The organism is Lederbergia citrisecunda (assembly GCF_018343695.1).
Classification (GTDB): Bacteria; Bacillota; Bacilli; order Bacillales; family Bacillaceae_C; genus Lederbergia; species Lederbergia citrisecunda.
The window spans coordinates 2629583-2647389 of sequence record NZ_JAGYPJ010000001.1; the positions used below are offsets into that span (position 1 = coordinate 2629583).

Genomic DNA, 17807 nt, shown 5'->3' on the forward strand with positions numbered 1-17807 from the left:
ATTTACTTGAGGATACCATACAACTTGCTGATTATTCCCTGCTGATGCGACATATAACTTCATAATATGATATTCATTCAACTATTATATTTTTTCTTTTTTTATTAAATCGACGAAGTTTTGAGCAGTTTTAGACAAGTAATGATTTTTCAGCCATATTAATCCGACAGATGCAGATAGCGGATCACTCGAAATTTTGTAGACATGTAGAGGATATCCTTTATGACGTTTAAGTAATGTTTCTGGAACTATGGATGAGCCAAAATCAGATGAGACTAGATCCATTAAAAGAGAAATGTCGGAGCATTCACCAACAACATTGGGATGTAATTGGAATTTAGAAAATGCCTCCATAATCACATAATGCACACCTAATCCTTCCGTGCTAGGTAAAATGAGTGGATCGTTTTGAATATCGGCAAGTGAAACTTCATCACCAGTCTGTTTCCTTTTTTTTGATGTAATAAAATAAAAGGGTTCTGAATGAAGATGAAGAACCGATAAATTATCCAACTCGAGTGGCAATCGAATGATCGCAAGCTCTACTATCCGTTCTCTTACTAATTTACATAGATGTGCGGATTCATTTTGTTGAATTTTATAAGTAACTTTTGGATATTGTTTTTGAAATTTATGAAGTATTTCGGGTAACTTGACAACTGAAAACGTGTTAATGCCTATTGTCAGCCTTCCATTTACTCCTTTTCCAACTTCCTTGACTTCTATTTTTGCCTCCTCCATTAACTGTGTCACTCTCAAGGCATATTTATATAAAGCTTTCCCGGCTTCTGTTACTTCGAAATGTTTTCCACTTCTCTCAACTAATTTTGAACCTAGTTCTTCTTCCATTGTTTTTAATTGTTGGCTTAATGGCGGTTGAGAGATATGCAGTCTTTCAGCAGCAGCGGATATTTTCCTTTCCTCTACAATCGCTATAAAATATCGGAGCTGTCTTATGTCCATCGCTGAAAACCCTCCTTTTATTATATGAAAAACTTAAGTAAAACTTATTTTTTTTATATTTTTCATATACATACTCGTATGTTAGCATTTTTATATAGACAAGCAAAGGAGCTACGATGATGTATCGTTTCTTTATGATTTTATTTGTTGTTTTGCTTGCAGGGTGTCATGGAGTTCCTAATTCTTCTGAGAGTTTACAGAAAGTATCACAATCTAAAGAAAAGAAGGTGAAACTTATGAATCAACAATTCATATTATCGGCTGAAAAAGGAGATACCGAAAATGTTCTGAAACTGCTAGATGATGGCGCAAACATTAATGCAACGGATGAATTTGGAAGAACAGCTGTACTAGCAGCGACTTATAACAATAAAGTAGATACAGTAAAGGCACTTATCAAAATGGGTGCGGACATTAATATTCGGGACAATAATTTAAACAATGTGCTCTTGTATGCCGGAGCTGAAGGATTGCTTGAAATCGTAAAACTTGCGATCGATGCTGGTGCAGACACGAAGCTTACGAATCGGTTTGGAGGTACGGCTCTAATACCAGCTTCAGAACGTGGGCACGTTGAAGTTGTTAATGAACTTCTTACTCGTTCGGATATTGATGTCAATCACATCAATAATTTACATTGGACAGCGTTATTGGAAGCTGTCATTCTAGGTGACGGCGGAAAAAAGCATCAAAAAATCGTCCAGCTGCTAGTAGATCACGGAGCGGATCTCAATATAGCTGATCGTGAAGGAATTACTCCATTAGAACATGCTCAAACACGTAGATTCCAGGCAATTGAAAATATATTATTAAAAGCGAAATTATAAATCACCCAAGTTCTAACGAATAGAGAAATTTTTTTCAGATACTAAGGGGGAGAATCTATATGATACAGCAAGATTTTATGAGGAAAGCAATCGATTTGGCTACTGAAAATGAGCGGAGCGCTAATGGTGCGCCATTCGGAGCAGTCGTTGTTAAAGAAGGACAAATTATAGGAATAGGTGTCAATGAAGTTTGGGCAACTAATGTCCCGACGGCTCATGCGGAAATTCAAGCAATTCTGGAAGCTTGCCGAAATTTAAACACAACAAATCTTTCAGATTGTGAGATTTACGCAAGCACTGAGCCATGCCCAATGTGTTTGAGTGCGATCTACTATACGCAAATAAAAACAGTGTACTTTTCAAATGCCAGCAATTCCAGCCAAGATTATGTATATAATCAGCTTTCCTTACCACATGAAGAACGAGCAATAAAGATGGTTCAACTTATGCTTTAATACTCTTCTAGACAGAAGAAATTTTTGAATAACTACGAGGTGATTTCTGTGGATTATGTTAAACGTACTATTGATTTAGCACTTAAAAATGTAGAGGAAGGCGGTCGGCCGTTTGCTACTGTAATAGTACGGAATGGAGAAATTATTGCTGAAAGTCCGAATCTAGTAGCACAAACCCATGATCCCACGGCACACGCTGAAATACTTGCAATTAGAGAAGCATGTAAAAAACTACAAACAGAACATTTAACTGACTGTGAAATCTATATCCTTGCAAGCCCATGTCCTATGTGCTTAGGCTCTCTCTATTATTGCAGTCCTAAAAAAGTTATTTATATTACAACACGCGAGGATTATGCTCCTTACTATAAAGATGATCGTAAGTATTTTGAATTAGAAACATTTTATGATGAGTATAGAAAACCAATCGAAAAACGAAGACTACCAATGATTCAGGAAGAACGTGTAGATAGTATAAAAGTGTACCAACGTTGGGCAGAGTTAAATAATCACTTAGCTTAAGTTGTGTATTCATCAATTTTATGAATTAAAAGTGCTCAAGTCTTTCTTTCATGAAAGGTTTGAACCTTTTTTATTAAATATGGAGGATTAAAGAAAATGACAAATTCATCATTCTGGTTAACGAATGTCAATTTAGAAACTGGTTACCATTATGAAAATGGTACCGTATCAGGAACAAAAACAGAACGTTTTCATGTAAGGATAGAAGATGGAAAAATAAATGAAATTGTTGCAGCAGACAAACCGCTAGAAACAACTTTGCCTAAACGAGATGCGAATAATTATTTAATGCTTCCATCGTTTAGAGATATGCACATTCATATTGATAAAACGTATTATGGAGGTCCTTGGAAAGCGCCTACTATTCCAACTAAAGGGTTGATCACAAGGTTAGAAGAAGAGGAAGAACTACTTCCACGCTTATTGCCTGTTGCCGAGGAAAGGGCGAAAAAGCTATTAGATTTGGTGTTGAGTGCAGGTTCAACTCATATTCGTACACATTGCAATATCGATCCTTTTATCGGATTGAAAAATTTAGAAGCCGTATTACGAGCAGTGGAAGCATATAAAGACAAAGTTTCTGTTGAAATCGTTGCATTCCCGCAACACGGTTTATTGCGCAGCAATTCTATTTCATTAGTGAGGGAAGCATTGCGTAGTGGAGCTTCATTAGTTGGTGGTGTCGACCCTGCATCAATTGATGAAAATATTGAGAAATCATTACAAACGGTGATGGAGCTAGCTGTAGAAGCAAATGCAAACATCGACCTTCATATTCACGACCCAGGTCATCTAGGTATTTTTACGTTTAAACGATTGGCATCTCTAACGGAAGAAGCTGGATGGCAAGGAAAAGTCACTATTAGTCATGCATTGGCATTTGCTGACATCACCCCTAAAGAAGCGAGTGAAGTCGCCGAGTTACTGGCTCACCAAGGAATTTCGATTACTTCATCTGTTCCTATTGGAAGAACGATTCCAATTCCTCTCTTGCATGAAAAGGGGGTAGAAATCTCCCTAGGTGATGATAGCATTACAGATCACTGGTCTCCATTCGGAAAAGGAGATAGTTTAGAAAAAGCAGGGACTTTAGCGGAACGTTTTGGTCTAAGTGATGAACGTTCACTTGGACAAACCTTAAGATATATTACTGGAGGCATAACTCCTCTTAATCAAAATGGGCAACGTGTTTGGCCAAATATTGGTGATGATGCCAATCTTGTTCTCGTTAATGCAAGCTGCTCCGCTGAAGCTATTGCAAGACGAGCAGAAAGAAAGGCCGTAATCTTTAAAGGAAATATCGTTTCCGGAGCACTTTAATTTGAAAAAGAAAGGATAAATACTATGAGTTCTAATTTTTGGTTAACAAATGCGCGATTAGAGACAGGTTACCAAGTCGTTAATGATGTCATAACTGGAACAGAGACTGCATGTTTTCATTTATTAATTCAGGAAGGAAAGATCGCAAAGATTATTTCCTCTAGTGAAACCATTTCAGATGATTTACCAAAAAAAGATGCGAAACAGTTATTAGTTCTTCCTTCTTTTATAGAAAAGCATTGTCATTTGGATAAAACATTGCTAGGTGACAAGTGGCGTGCAGTAACGCCTGTAAACAGTATTTTTGAACGACTTGATATTGAAAAAGAAGTTCTCCCTTCTTTGGAGACCACAACGGAAGAACGTGCGGAAAAGTTACTTGAACGTTATTTAAAAGCCGGAGTGACTCATATACGTACACATGTCGATCTATATCCTGAGGTTGGATTAAAGAATTTAGAAGAAGTTCAAAAAGCATTGCAAAAGTTTGAAGGAAAGCTTTCGTATGAAATTGTTGCATTTCCGCAACATGGTTTATTACGTACAAAGGCAAAAGATTTAGTAAGAGAAGCACTTCGCCAAGGGGTGAACTTTGTCGGTGGTGTAGACCCCGCCACAGTAGATGGAGATATTGAAGCCTCTTTACAAGAAATGGTAGAACTCGCTGCCTGCGGAAATGCAGGAATCGATTTGCATTTACATGATGGGGACCATCTAGGAATCTACACAATGAAAAGATTGGCTCAGTTAACAAAAGAAGCCGATCTACAAGGGAAGGTTGCCATCAGCCATGCATTTGGACTTGGGGACATAACTGAAACTCATGCAGAAGCTATGGCAGAACTATTGGCTGATGCAGGAATCACTATTATTACAAGTGTTCCACTTGGCAGAAAGTTTCCGCCTGTAGGCTTATTACACAAAAAAGGCGTTTCAGTTGCCGTCGGATGCGATAATATTTTTGATGTTTGGTCACCTTTTGGAAATGGTGATGTGTTAGAACGAGCTGGTCGTTTAGCTGAAATTTCAAGGTGGAGCGATGAACGGTCATTAGCCCAAACGCTATACTTTATTACGGGTGGCAAAACACCGCTTGACTCTGAAGGAAAACAAGTTTGGCCTCAAGTGGGCGACGAAGCAAGTGTCGTACTAGTTGAAGCATCTTGTTCTGCCGAAACCATCGCTAGAAGATCGAAACGAGTAGCAACGATGTTCAAAGGAGAGATCGTCTCGGGCTCACTTGAATCGAAGTAAAGAATGAGTAATTATTTGTTATCAATATACACTCAATTTATTCTAGCTCTACAATACTACTTTCGTAATTACAATAATTTATTAAAGATGCGCCGATCACATTTGTCCTCCAGTGATCGGCGTAAAATATTTTCAAATAAACATTTGAACTTTTTTTATCAAGAACCATAAAGTTTGGAAAGATGTAAGAAGTGCTCTAACAGTTTTTTGAACTACCCATCACTATATAAAGTTACGATGAATGACGACATATCACATATTGATTTATTGAAAGATATCTTTCATTATAAAGAATAATTAGTTTTGAAATTAGATTTATCCTGAGTAAATTCATTTAATTTTATTGTTGAGGGGGATAACATTGACTGATTTATGCTTATTAGACCACACAAGTTTAACAGAACTTTATTCCAAAACGTTAAGGAAATATGATGATATTAAAGATAAAAAGCTATCCTTAGATATGTCTAGAGGGAAACCTTGCCCCGAACAACTAGATTTATCACTAGGTTTACTAGACATCGTAAATTCTAATAGTCCACTTCTTGTTAGTGAGTCTTTAGATATTCGAAACTATGGAATGGTAGACGGCTTAGCAGATGCAAAAGAGTTATTTGGCCAATTACTTCAAGTAAGTTCCAATGAAATAATAATAGGGGGAAACTCCAGTCTTAATATGATGCATGATACGATTTCTAGGGCATTACTAACTGGCGTCATAGATAGCAATACTCCTTGGGGGAAATTATCGAAAATAAAATTTTTGTGTCCTAGTCCAGGATATGATAGGCATTTTGCTATATGTGAAACATATGGCATTGAAATGATCACAATTAATATGTTAGATGATGGGCCAGATATGGATGAAATTGAAAAACTAGTTTTACAAGATGACTCTATTAAAGGTATATGGTGTGTGCCAAAATATAGCAATCCAGACGGTATTACTTATAGTGATGAGGTTGTAAATCGTCTTGCGAAAATGCCTACAAAAGCCAATGATTTCAAAATATTCTGGGATGATGCATATACGGTTCATCACCTTACAGATGAACCATCCATAGTAAAGAATATTTTAAGGGCTTGTGAAGATGCTGGTCATCCAAACCGTGTTTTTATGTTTGCCTCAACATCCAAGATTACTTTTCCAGGTTCCGGTGTGGCAGTAATGGCTGCAAGTGAGGAAAATATATCTTATATAAAAAAACAACTTAGTACCCAAACAATTGGTCCAGATAAAATAAATCAACTACGCCATGTGCTTTTTCTTACGAACTTGGAAAATATTAACCTTCATATGAAAAATCATGCTGCCATCATTAAGCCTAAATTTGATATGGTATTAAACATACTGCAAGCAAAATTAAGTAAATATAGTATTGCTTCATGGAGCAAACCTAAAGGGGGATACTTCATTAGTTTGAATACACTTGATGGGTGTGCTTCAGAAGTAGTTAAGCTTGCCTCTGATGCCGGTGTTTCTTTAACTCCTGCAGGTGCTACCTATCCATATGGAAAAGATCCTAGAGATAGGAATATCAGAATAGCACCTACGTTCCCATCATTATCAGAACTAGAAGCTGCAATGGAAGTGGTTGTTCTGTGTATTCTACTAGCAAGTATTAAGAAGCTCTTACAAAACCAAATAATCTAAGCACTCATATTATTTTTATAGGAATATCCCACCCTACATAATGAAAAGATGCCTTCTCCAATCCAGATGTATTTCACACACTTTATTATATAAAAATAACCCTATAGGTAGAATCTCTACTCTATAGGGTACATTTTTGTACAAGGAATCGACTTTTTCGAGATCATTATTTGCTTAATGATCGAAGCTTAGAAAATATTAGTGTAACCCTTAATTTACCGGATGTCTGTATCTCTCGATTTCGACTTTTATTTGATATATTCGTTACTTACTAATGCATCATCAATTGCGTTGGTAGGTATGGTAAATTCCAACACGCCCATAGCGCCTGGAGCGGCTTCATATTTATTAAATACAATGATAAGTTTGCCTTCATCGTTAATATAAAAGCTTTGATCTTTGGCAATGGTTTTAAAGCCCATTTCATCATCCAACCAATAAACCTTGTTGGGATCCGCCTTCATTTGCTGTTTCATCTGTACCTTAATATTTTCGCTTATCAGGTTAATATAGCTTTCATCTTTAAATAAACTTGGCAAAGTAATCAAAAGTTGATTTTTCTTGTCAATCGTATCATAAGTATATTCTGAGTAAGAGTTAACCGTGCTTACAACATATCTGCCAATGGCTAGAATCTGATTATTGTCGGTTTTGACATCATAACCGCTTTCTATACCTATATGACCTCCGCCATTTTTCTTTAAATCTTCCATTTCTGCATTGAAATCGTTGTACAGTTCTTTACTTTCTTCAAGGTATTTTTTGTTCAAGCTGGCTTCGAACGTTTTATTTTCCATGTTGGTAATTGCAGGTACTTTTATTTCAGCGTTAGCAGTTCCCTCATCTACTTTAAATTCTGTAAAAGTTAGCACCTTGACGATCGAACCAACCAATGGCACTTCTGATAAGGCATTTGCAAAAGTGGAGCTAGTATTAATCCCTGTTATCATAATAATAGCGGCTGCTCCAACCCCAATAAAACGCCTCATCATGTTCACGTGTCTTTTCTTTTTTTGCTTGAGAGCTTTCTTCACGACGAAATCCAATTCATTAGGAATAGGTGTATTCTTATATTCATTTTTTAAAGTTTCTAATTTCTTATCCATTATATTAATTCCTCCTCAGTGATTGTTATGCGTAATAACTTCAATCCTCTATAAAGCCGTGTTTTTACTGTATTAATGTTTTCATCTACAATTTCCGCAATTTCCTCAATTTTTATATCTTCAAAGAAGCGCAAAATAATAACGGTTTTATACTGAAGTGGTAATTCATCTAAAGCTTTGTGAAGATCAATATCCTTGTATTCATCTTCTTTACCTTGTCTTAAATATTCAATGGTTTGATCATCTACAAGTGTTAGTTTCTTTTGTTTCCTTAGAAAATCGATGGCTGTACGAACAACAATTTTATAAAACCAACTTTTTATCGAACTAGGATTTTTAATTGCTTCAATTGAGATAAGAGCTTTTTTTATTGATTCTTGGACGATATCTAATGCATCTTGTTTATTTTTTACGTAGCTAAACGCTAAACGATAAAAATCCTCTTTGTGATCATGGATACAGGTAAAGAATAGTTCATTCACATCTTTTTTCTTCATTACTTCAAAGAGCTCCTTTTAATAAAATACATCTTATAGCTGTTACATAGTATAGACGAAGAAGTACTATTAAAAAGTTTCATTAGGATATGAAAGCAGATATTATGTAATAAAAACCAAAATTCATGTATTGATGAGATTTTTCTTTCGATCTTCATCCTAATTTCTTTATTCCAAACAAATATATTTTTATAAACACCGATAGTTTATTTCAAATTTCATTAGTCTATGGTCTATAAAAACGACAAATGCCCTTTCTCCTGATTTATGAAAAAAGGGCATTTGTCGTTTTTTTATTATTTTTTTATTTAAACCTAAACAACTTTTGCAGAACAAAAAATCGACAAATAAGCATTGATATAGAAGAAGAAAACGAGATTCATTCCCATAGTGATTCTATTATTATTCGTTTCTTTCAAAAAATCCTGAAGAAACTCAAATAGACTCTTGCTGTTCCACGGCAGAATCAAGATCAATGACTTCCACTGGTCGCTGTGTTAGCGAATTAGTCTAGCTAGTACTTAAAAATAATGGTTGTATGTTTGGAAAGTTCTTCAAGGGAACAACATGGCAAATCTTTATTCATATTCAAGAGATTTGGATATCTCCCTTACTAAGGGATGGAAAGCCATTCACTTTCTTGTTTATGTTTTTAAGTAACACTTATTCATTCATGCCTTAGAAATAACAAAATCAAATGCTCATGTAGTTGCTTATACTGGCTATATTGAACACTTCCAACCTTATTAAACGACGACTAAACAACAACTCCTTCAATGTAAATTTGTAACAGGTATAAATGTATTGCTGGCTCTTTAACCAAATAGACGTTCAAAAAAATCATAAAGTTTGCCTTTTTAAAAAAAATGTACTATTGAATAGGCATTCGCAACTTTTCTTATTCATGAAACTAAATGGATAGGTGGCCACGTCTATGTAAAGAGACTGTTTTTAATAATAAATTATTTGTGACGTTGCTGGGTGAAACACTAATGAAGAAGTTTTAAAGATTATTAGAGATATTTATTATGTTAGTTCAGGAGTTACATTTCTAGAATAGATGGATTAAAAGCTTTAGCAGCACTATTTGTCATTGCATATCTTTTATATTCTGTTGGCAATAGGCGAATCCCTCGGAGTTAAAATCTTTTGTTTAATGAGGTGGGAAAACTACCATTTTATCTATAAAAGGAGGTCTGTAAACAATATGTTTGCGCCAATTTGGGATTGTATGGGCTTGAAGTCTACTTCCAGTTGCCAAACATAATCATGGGTCTTGATTTATAACGTTCGAATAAAGTTACCCAATGAAAATGAAGATATGAAATTTATTTAACAATAATAGTTATTGTATTAATTCACAGGTGCAAAATCTAAAACATTATGTAGTAGATTTTGTATTTTTTCATGTATATCACCAAGAATTTTACGAGAGGTAGTGAATTTGTGTGAGCTTTATAAAACGGATCAAATGGCCAGGATGGATTGTTCTAATTTTATTAGTCGTAGTAATAATAAGTGCAATCTATCAATCTATTGATATAAAATCTGTCATTGCAAACAATAAAAAATTAAAAAATACAAGTATCACAACCGTATATAATCATAATGTGAGTGAATTCCCAGGATTAAAATTACAAACAAAAACAGAAGAAACAAAAAAATATACTTTGTCCATCAGTTTACCAACAACAGAGAGTGAAATAGTCAATACCCCTATCAAAAAATGGATTGAACATCAAAAAAAAGAATTTATGGAAGAAATAAAACAAAATGACGATTATTTAGGGAATGGGGATGCGGCACATTTAAATATTCAAGTAGATACAGAGAAAATTACTGATGAAATATATAGCCTTTTATTTACTCTTTACCGATATACAGGGGATGCAAATAGACTGCAAACCATTAAGCCATTTACAGTAGATATGAAACAAAATAAAATCTTACGATTAAACGATATCCTAAAATTGAATGATGAAGCTTCAAAAGAAATTCAAACACTGATTACAGAAGAATTAAAAAAAGATAAAGATTTGAACTTTGATATTATGGAAGATATGTTTAACAAAACATTAGAACGATTGGAAGATTTGAAATGGACAATAAGCAAGGAAGATTTGACGATTTACTTTGATGCGAAGGAAATCTCCTCTGGAACTGTAGGAGTAATAAAAGTGGAAATTCCTTTTGAAAAATTGGAATCATACATAAATGACAGTAGATTAATGAAAGAGCAAGAGCCTAAACACGAGCAAGATGAAGAAGAGAAAATAGAAAAAGGAATAAAAGAACTTGACCCAAACAGAAAATATATCGCACTTACTTTTGATGATGGACCAAGTCCAAAAGTAACTCCACGAGTGTTAGAGGTTTTAAAGCAATATGATGCAAAAGCAACCTTTTTTATGTTAGGTAACCAAGTGGAATCCTATCCTACAGTTGCAGAACAGGTAGCTAAGGCTGGTCATGAAATTGCTAGTCATTCTAATAGTCACCCCGACCTAACTAAATTAAGTAATGAAGCGATGAAACAGGAATTTTACGAAAGTAGCAATAAAATCGAAAAAGCTACTGGAAAAAAGCCTACACTATTTCGTCCACCTTATGGGGCATATAATGATAATGTTATGAACTATGCAAATAATAATCGTTATTCCATTATACTATGGTCTGTTGATTCACTAGATTGGAAGAGTCGTAACGCTTCTGCTGTAATTGATACTGTAACACGAGATGTAACAAATGGTTCAATCGTATTATTGCACGATATTCATGCATCAACCGCGGACGCTTTACCGCAGCTGTTAGCATCATTAAAGAATCAGGGTTACCAGTTCATTACAGTATCGGAGCTTCTTAATCTGCAAAAAGAGAGTGGTGTTGGTCCACATTTTGGAAAAGTTTCTTAATTTATAAATATGACTGTTCAATAGTATATTCATTTATGGTTGGATAAACATTGGTAGCAAAACATGTAAAAGATAGAAATGCATTAAATTACTAATAAGATCTGTCATGGAATAATTAGATTGGTTAAAAAAGATAGCTTCTATCCACTAAATACAAATTCATACTAAAATAATATTTTGTTCAAAGATGTATACAGAGAATATTTCCACTACAATTCTAATTAATACTACTATCACAGGCCTTAAATGTGTTATTAAGGAATAAATTGTTTAGAAAATAAGGGATAGTGGCTCTCCAAAAATCTCTTTAATCGGTATACAAGAAGCAAACTATAGCTTAGCTACTGCTGCGGGATTATTTAAATCATTGATTGCCTTAGTGCTTATAGTGACAGCAAATAAGATTGTTAAGAAATTTGGAGAAGATGGACTATGGTGAGGTGAAAAAAATGATACATATGTCTAGGGGTGAAAAGTTATTTTCACTTTTTAATTATTTATTTATGATTGTGCTGCTGATATTGATGTTATATCCTTTTTGGTATTTAATGATGGGTTCGATAAGTGATGCTAAATTAGCTGCAGGAGGAGGATTATTCCTTATTCCCGCCGGATTTTCCTTAGATGCCTATAAAGCAATATTAAGTAACTCATCATTTTTAAGCAGTCTAAAAACAACAGTAATTGTTACGCTTGCCGGCACGTTTCTAGGAACATTTTTCACTGCAACTACCGCCTATGCAATTTCTAAAAAGCGCTTAAGAGGCGGGGGGCTCGTTTCATTCTTAATCTTATTTACAATGCTATTTAATGGCGGATTGGTGCCTAGCTATTTATTGGTAAAAATGCTAAATATGATGAATACAATTTGGGCCTTGATTCTCCCCAATTTATTAAGTGCATTTAATATTTTTGTAATGAGAAGTTTTTTTAAAGGAATACCTGATACGCTTGAGGAAGCAGCAAAAATTGATGGTGCTAATGATTTAACGATATTTTTTAAGATCGTATTGCCGTTATCAAAACCGGTATTAGCTACAATTGGTTTATTTATAGCTGTTTTCTACTGGAATGACTTTTTTTCGACCATCCTTTATATCTCCGATAAGGAGAAGTGGCAACTTCAGGCATTTTTAAGAGATATCATTAGCAACACTGCACAAGTAGTTAAGTCATCAAGTGGAGTTGGGATGGGGATGCAAAGTAGTGTATCTGAATTTACGGTAAGAATGGCCTCAATCATTGTGGCTACAACTCCTATATTAATAGTATATCCTTTTCTACAAAAACATTTTGCTAAAGGTGCTATGATAGGGTCTATAAAAGGGTGAGTGAGTTTACATCATACTTATTAATACCGCTTATTTGAGGATGATCACTTTACCCATTAATCCCCCTTTTTAGAGCTGTTGACAAACTAATAGAATTTTTTTAACCTGTGTAGATTTTATTCTATACAGGTTTTTTATTGGGGGGATATTTATGATGGGTGGTAATTACTTATAATGTCGGTTTATCTCCTAAAGATATCGAAGTGATTATTCGTCAATAACAGAAAACCTCCTAGCTGCAAAAATAGCAAGGAGGGTGATTTCGCCTTATTTCCTATTGATTAACAATATTTACAGTATTTCCTTTAATAAAGCTTTGTACATTGTTCACCGCAATTTCCATTAAACGTTCACGCGCTTCCTTTGTCGCCCATGCAATATGTGGAGTAATGATACAATTACTTGCTGATAAAAGCGGATTGTCAGCAGCTGGTGGTTCGGTAGACAGAACATCTACCGCCGCCCCTGCAAGACGTCCTTCATTCAATGCATGTGCCAATGCTTGTTCATCAATTAACGGTCCCCTAGATGTGTTAATCAAAAACGCGGATTTCTTCAATAAAGTAATTTTTTCGGCGTTGATCAATTTTTCTGTAGCCGGTGTCAACGGACAGTGAAGGCTAACAACATCGGACCTTTCCATTAATTCCTCAAGTTCTACCCATTCTACCCCAGACACTTCAGGAGGAGTTGGACGTCCGCTTCCAACAGCTAATACACGCATCCCAAACGCTTGGGCAATCTGCGCTGTCTGCCTGCCAATTCTCCCTAATCCAATCAAACCAATCGTTTTGTCAGCTAGCTCGATCAGCGGGGATTTTGTAAAAGAAAAATCAATACTCCGCGTCCATTCCCCTTCATGAACAGCATCACTATGCCGCCCTACATGGTGGCATAGTTCTAAAAGCAAAGCAAATACTAATTGAGCCACTGATTGCGTACTATAGGTTGGCACATTCGTAACGATAATCCCTCGTTCTTTCGCAGCCTCAGTATCAATAATATTATAGCCAGTCGCAAGTACACCAATATATTGCAAATTTGGTAATGCTGATATGGTCTCTCTCGTCATTGGCGTTTTATTCGTCAGCACGATCTGCGCATCGGCTGATCTCGGAATAATCTCATCTGCATTCGTTCGATCATAGATTGTTACATTCCCAAAACTTTCTAAACCTTTCCAGTCCAAATCACCTGGATTTAATGTATAACCATCTAATACTACTATGTTTCGCACCTTATCTCTCCCACCTTTATGTATTACGTTCCTCTTTATATATTATACAACGAGGGTAGATGGAGCGAATTATATCTGTGACACAAATCCATCTCATTTTTTTTATGAAATCTTGATTACTAACTGCGTATAATTCAAGAAGGAGCTTTACAAACCCTTCAGTCTCACACGATCAATATGTGTCTTTTTAATATCTTTACTCACATTTGAATATTTTTGCAGTTTTGCATAAAATTGATCGACTTCATCAATCGATAATAAATTAAAGTGATGCAAGTAATAAGCTTCGTTTAATCACTTTTACATTTGATGATCGAACGGTTACTTTTTAGAGTACATCTATTACTGAAGATGATATGGGATTTATATAGGAAATCATGGTCGATTTCAATCACATTTTTGATCGGTTGGGGTCTGACCCTCATCTCTCGCATGATTTTGTAAAAATATTAAAGGTGGTGGAAAACTACTCCCACCACCTCAACTTTACATCGATAAAATTGTTAAACCTGTTCTCCTAATTCAATCACTTACCAATACAGGAGCAGGATCTTTTTTAGTGTTAAAATAAACTAAGCCGGCGATGCCGATAAAGGTGAAAGCAGCCATGATAAAGTATAAAGTTGCGCCTCCATAAGCGTCAAAGATAAAGCCACCTGCCAAGGAACCAATAATTCCCGTAACGCCAAAGACAATGAGCATAAAAACCATATGTCCAGTAGCCTGCATCTCTGTCGGAAGACGTTTGTACAAATACTCAATCGCCCCCATAAAGAAAATCGCATAACAAACTCCATGCAAAACCTGGACCACGATCAGGTGAAGCGGATTGGAAATAAAGCCAATGACGATCCAACGGCCCATATATAGAAATCCCGAAAGGATAATATATTGAATCGGTTTTTGGGGACGAAACCAAACGGTCGCTGTAAAAAACATAATCGCCTCACTCGCTACGGCCATAAACCATAACCAACCCACGAGTGTCTCATCTCCGCCAATATCAAATAAATACAAACTAATAAAGCTGTCATTCATACGATGAGTAAGGGAAATAAACGAAACGAGTAAGAAAAAAAGCAATAAAGTCGGGTTTTTAAAAAAAGCACCCATCTGTTTAAAGTCCATTTTTTTGGTTCCTGTTTTCGCATCTGTCAGCCGCAAGCTTAACAAAAACGTAATGGCCCCTAGGAAAATCATTGGAAAAGCAATGTATTGAATTCCTATCTTGGCGAATAAGAACCCGCTCAAAAGAGAAACTAAGGCAAATCCCACTGCCGCCCATGAACGAATCGAGCCAAAAGACACTCCGTTTTGGTCCGCAAGTCGTTTCGTTAAATTTTCCGATAGAGGAAAAAGAGCATTATAAAAAAGATAAAAGAAAGAACCAGCAACAAAAATCCAAGCAATATGGGAAAGCTGGAAAATCCACACAAGACCGAGAACACTTCCGAAGAGCACCACGTTTACAATCTTTTTTACCGTTTTGTATTTATCGCTTAACAGTCCCCAAAACGGCTGTCCGAAAAGACCGACAAATGTACCAAGCGCCAAAAACATGCCAATTTCCGAAGTGGTTAATCCCACATGCTTAAAATAAAGCGGAAAATAGCTGACAACAAAGGTGTTCATCGCTCCTACTAAAAATAAAAATCCTTTCAAATTCCAAAATAACGGCTGTCTATTCATATGTACGCTTCCTTTTCTACACAAATGTATCGTTCTTTAAACGATTTTCTAGGATGACGAAGCTTTCACCTGTTAAATAATAGAGTGATGGAGCGCTCTTCATTAGAAAACTTAATCGTCTATCAAGCTAGCATTATCAATATCAAGTTCAAAAAAATGGTCGCTGCTATAGTGAGCGTAAAGGCTGTTCCTTCGTGGAAGGACTTGTGTCATGTCACCATCTACTCTACTCAAGCTAGGTAAGGCAATTATGTCACTATTATTCAAGAAAAGAAACGATCTGCTTTACTTTCTCCTCCGTTAATTCTCCTGAGTTATCAGATACCATAATGTCTATTTCCGGAAGATCCAAGCTTTTTTCCTAATCGCCCCAATGATCAATTTTCCATTGGCCCCAGTCCATGGCACAGCGTTCAATAATTCGCTCTTTTTGTAACTGTGTATCTCTTAAAGTGACAAACACTACTTTTACTATAACCTCGTCTCTTGAGAGCTTAAATTCTGCCAACTTCTTGTCTAGCCATTCCTTGGTTTCAATTTCCTTCGTCTATGGACCAATCAAAATCGAGTCTAATCCGAGAATTACATTTTCCATTGCTACACCATCGTCATATCATACTCCAAGTCACGGCAATGCGCCTTATAATATTGTGAATCTCTATCACTTGGTTAGTTCCCTGTTGATTTTTAAAATTGTTCACTTAATTTCCCGCCATCTGTATCTTTATCAAGATAAACAGCAGGAATATACCTCGAAACAGTCGTTTTTCCGGTTCCTGCAACTCCAATAACAAAAATAACTTTTGGCATTAGATTTTGTCTCCTTATAAATATAACTGAATACATTGGAACTGGCGCACATTCCAATCTCCTTGAAAAAAGAACTATCCGAACCTTTATAATACACTCTAATGGTTAACATATTTATTGTTGACGGTGCTCATTTATTCTTCTCATAAAAATAGCCCAGTCCTCTTAAGAAGCCTGAGCCTGACACTAGAATCATTATAGATTATTCATAATTAACTGTCAAAATATCCAACCAGTAAAACTTGGCAAAATGATAGTAACGATGAATAAGGAGAACCATTCTATAAAAATGGTTTGTTTTTAAATTCCTTTTTATATATTATACAACATGGCTAGATGAGAAGAATTTTATCTGTGCCACAACTGTTATCAATCTCCCCTACTGACAACTTTCTTCTATATTAATACAACAAAAAAAGCCCTGAAAGGACTCCATATAAATATAATCTCATTTTCTATTTTTGAGCGCGTTGTTTTTCTCCTGAAAAGTATTCTGCAGTTCCTATTAGAATATTAGATAAAATCCGGTCCATTATCGCCCAATTATCTTCGGCGAACGCTCAATATGTTTCTTTTTAATATCTTTACTAACATTTGAATATTTTTGCAGTTTTGCATACAATTGATCGACTTCATCAATCGATATTACATTAAAGGATAGTTCGATATCTTTCTTGATTATAGCAAGTAATGAGTTTCGTTTAATCACTTTTACATTTGGTGAACGAACGGTTATTTTTTTTAGAGTACATCTATTGCTGAAGATGATATAAGATTTATATAGATAATCATGGTGGATTTCAATCACCTTTTTTAAAGCATTAATATGCCCCTTATTCTGCCAAATAGGGTTAAAAAAGTTATTCTTATGATTACCCCGAAGTGTCTGGACCCAATTTCTATTCTTTTCGTCGCCAAAAATCCAACCACTGTAATTTTTTGATTCAAATACGTAAATACCAGTTCGGGAAATCATAATTACATCAATTTCAGTTGTCGTTCCATTCTTTTTCGGTAAATATATATTAGTCAATAGTTTATGATAACCGCCTATCCTTTGAAGCGTAGTAAATGTCAAGTACTCTCCATAATTACCTTTATTAAAGAAAGTTTCGAAAAAACCATTTCCACTAGTAGTTTTATAGTTTGTATCGCGAAACCTCTTATTTTTTAGTAGAAAAAACAATCCTATCAAAATAATTAACATCAGCGCTTCCAATCGGATACCTC

15 protein-coding genes are annotated in these 17807 nt (G+C 35.3%); 8 read left to right on the plus strand and 7 right to left on the minus strand.

The window, feature by feature from the left end:
- Positions 1 to 84: 84 nt before the first annotated feature.
- Positions 85 to 963, minus strand: coding sequence for a LysR family transcriptional regulator (locus KHA93_RS13100; protein ID WP_213111134.1), 879 nt, complete (start codon positions 961 to 963; stop codon positions 85 to 87).
- Between the two features lie 236 nt (positions 964 to 1199).
- Between KHA93_RS13100 and KHA93_RS13105 the strand changes: the two genes are divergently transcribed.
- From KHA93_RS13105 to KHA93_RS13130, 6 genes are all read left to right on the plus strand, one after another.
- Positions 1200 to 1790, plus strand: a complete 591-nt coding sequence (locus tag KHA93_RS13105; protein ID WP_213112921.1) for an ankyrin repeat domain-containing protein — start codon at positions 1200 to 1202, stop codon at positions 1788 to 1790.
- A gap of 59 nt (positions 1791 to 1849) precedes the next feature.
- Positions 1850 to 2245, plus strand: coding sequence for a nucleoside deaminase (locus KHA93_RS13110; RefSeq protein WP_213111135.1), 396 nt, complete (start codon positions 1850 to 1852; stop codon positions 2243 to 2245).
- 48 nt (positions 2246 to 2293) lie between these two features.
- On the plus strand, positions 2294 to 2767 hold the full coding sequence (locus KHA93_RS13115; RefSeq protein WP_213111136.1) for a nucleoside deaminase: 474 nt from the start codon (positions 2294 to 2296) through the stop codon (positions 2765 to 2767).
- 96 nt (positions 2768 to 2863) lie between these two features.
- Complete coding sequence (locus KHA93_RS13120) at positions 2864 to 4087, plus strand: amidohydrolase family protein (protein WP_213111137.1); 1224 nt, start codon at positions 2864 to 2866, stop codon at positions 4085 to 4087.
- A 24-nt stretch (positions 4088 to 4111) separates the two neighbouring features.
- Entirely contained in the window at positions 4112 to 5341 is a 1230-nt protein-coding gene (locus KHA93_RS13125; protein ID WP_213111138.1) for an amidohydrolase, read from the plus strand.
- 361 nt (positions 5342 to 5702) lie between these two features.
- Positions 5703 to 6995 (plus strand): aspartate aminotransferase type Ic, encoded by a 1293-nt coding sequence (locus KHA93_RS13130; protein ID WP_213111139.1) that lies wholly within the window; start codon positions 5703 to 5705, stop codon positions 6993 to 6995.
- Between the two features lie 248 nt (positions 6996 to 7243).
- Here KHA93_RS13130 and rsiV read toward each other — a convergent pair whose 3' ends face one another.
- Positions 7244 to 8101, minus strand: coding sequence for an anti-sigma-V factor RsiV (rsiV, locus tag KHA93_RS13135; RefSeq protein ID WP_213111140.1), 858 nt, complete (start codon positions 8099 to 8101; stop codon positions 7244 to 7246).
- Entirely contained in the window at positions 8101 to 8598 is a 498-nt protein-coding gene (gene sigV / locus KHA93_RS13140; protein ID WP_213111141.1) for an RNA polymerase sigma factor SigV, read from the minus strand. The genes rsiV and sigV overlap by 1 nt, the downstream gene beginning before the upstream one ends.
- A 1448-nt stretch (positions 8599 to 10046) precedes the next feature.
- On the opposite strand from sigV, the gene KHA93_RS13145 reads away from it, so the two are divergent.
- Together KHA93_RS13145 and KHA93_RS13150 are read left to right on the plus strand one after the other, a co-directional pair.
- Positions 10047 to 11510, plus strand: coding sequence for a polysaccharide deacetylase family protein (locus tag KHA93_RS13145; RefSeq protein WP_213111142.1), 1464 nt, complete (start codon positions 10047 to 10049; stop codon positions 11508 to 11510).
- Between the two features lie 458 nt (positions 11511 to 11968).
- Positions 11969 to 12841 (plus strand): carbohydrate ABC transporter permease, encoded by an 873-nt coding sequence (locus KHA93_RS13150; protein WP_233711153.1) that lies wholly within the window; start codon positions 11969 to 11971, stop codon positions 12839 to 12841.
- 274 nt (positions 12842 to 13115) lie between these two features.
- Here the strand turns inward: KHA93_RS13150 and KHA93_RS13155 are convergent, their stop codons facing one another.
- The 4 genes from KHA93_RS13155 to KHA93_RS13165 all read right to left on the minus strand — a co-directional run bounded on the left by KHA93_RS13155 (position 13116) and on the right by KHA93_RS13165 (position 17796).
- Positions 13116 to 14078 carry a D-2-hydroxyacid dehydrogenase gene (locus KHA93_RS13155; RefSeq protein ID WP_213111143.1) on the minus strand — a complete coding sequence of 321 codons (963 nt, stop codon included), beginning with the start codon at positions 14076 to 14078 and terminating at the stop codon, positions 13116 to 13118.
- Positions 14079 to 14600: 522 nt separating this feature from the next.
- Positions 14601 to 15767, minus strand: coding sequence for an MFS transporter (locus tag KHA93_RS13160; protein ID WP_213111144.1), 1167 nt, complete (start codon positions 15765 to 15767; stop codon positions 14601 to 14603).
- A 687-nt stretch (positions 15768 to 16454) separates the two neighbouring features.
- The gene (locus KHA93_RS23270; RefSeq protein WP_233711154.1) at positions 16455 to 16577 is read right to left on the minus strand and encodes an AAA family ATPase; all 123 of its coding nucleotides are present in this window, start codon (positions 16575 to 16577) and stop codon (positions 16455 to 16457) included.
- A gap of 532 nt (positions 16578 to 17109) precedes the next feature.
- Complete coding sequence (locus KHA93_RS13165) at positions 17110 to 17796, minus strand: nuclease-related domain-containing protein (protein WP_213111145.1); 687 nt, start codon at positions 17794 to 17796, stop codon at positions 17110 to 17112.
- Positions 17797 to 17807: the final 11 nt, after the last annotated feature.

Excerpts from the sequence above, each read along its gene's own strand:
- KHA93_RS13100 (WP_213111134.1), bottom strand. The coding sequence starts at position 963 with ATGGACATAAGACAGCTCCGATATTTTATAGCGATTGTAGAGGAAAGG.
- KHA93_RS13105 (WP_213112921.1), top strand. The coding sequence starts at position 1,200 with ATGAATCAACAATTCATATTATCGGCTGAAAAAGGAGATACCGAAAAT.
- KHA93_RS13110 (WP_213111135.1), top strand. The coding sequence starts at position 1,850 with ATGATACAGCAAGATTTTATGAGGAAAGCAATCGATTTGGCTACTGAA.
- KHA93_RS13120 (WP_213111137.1), top strand. The coding sequence starts at position 2,864 with ATGACAAATTCATCATTCTGGTTAACGAATGTCAATTTAGAAACTGGT.
- KHA93_RS13125 (WP_213111138.1), top strand. The coding sequence starts at position 4,112 with ATGAGTTCTAATTTTTGGTTAACAAATGCGCGATTAGAGACAGGTTAC.
- rsiV (WP_213111140.1), bottom strand. The coding sequence starts at position 8,101 with ATGGATAAGAAATTAGAAACTTTAAAAAATGAATATAAGAATACACCT.
- sigV (WP_213111141.1), bottom strand. The coding sequence starts at position 8,598 with ATGAAGAAAAAAGATGTGAATGAACTATTCTTTACCTGTATCCATGAT.
- KHA93_RS13150 (WP_233711153.1), top strand. The coding sequence starts at position 11,969 with ATGTCTAGGGGTGAAAAGTTATTTTCACTTTTTAATTATTTATTTATG.
- KHA93_RS13160 (WP_213111144.1), bottom strand. The coding sequence starts at position 15,767 with ATGAATAGACAGCCGTTATTTTGGAATTTGAAAGGATTTTTATTTTTA.
- KHA93_RS23270 (WP_233711154.1), bottom strand. The coding sequence starts at position 16,577 with ATGCCAAAAGTTATTTTTGTTATTGGAGTTGCAGGAACCGGAAAAACG.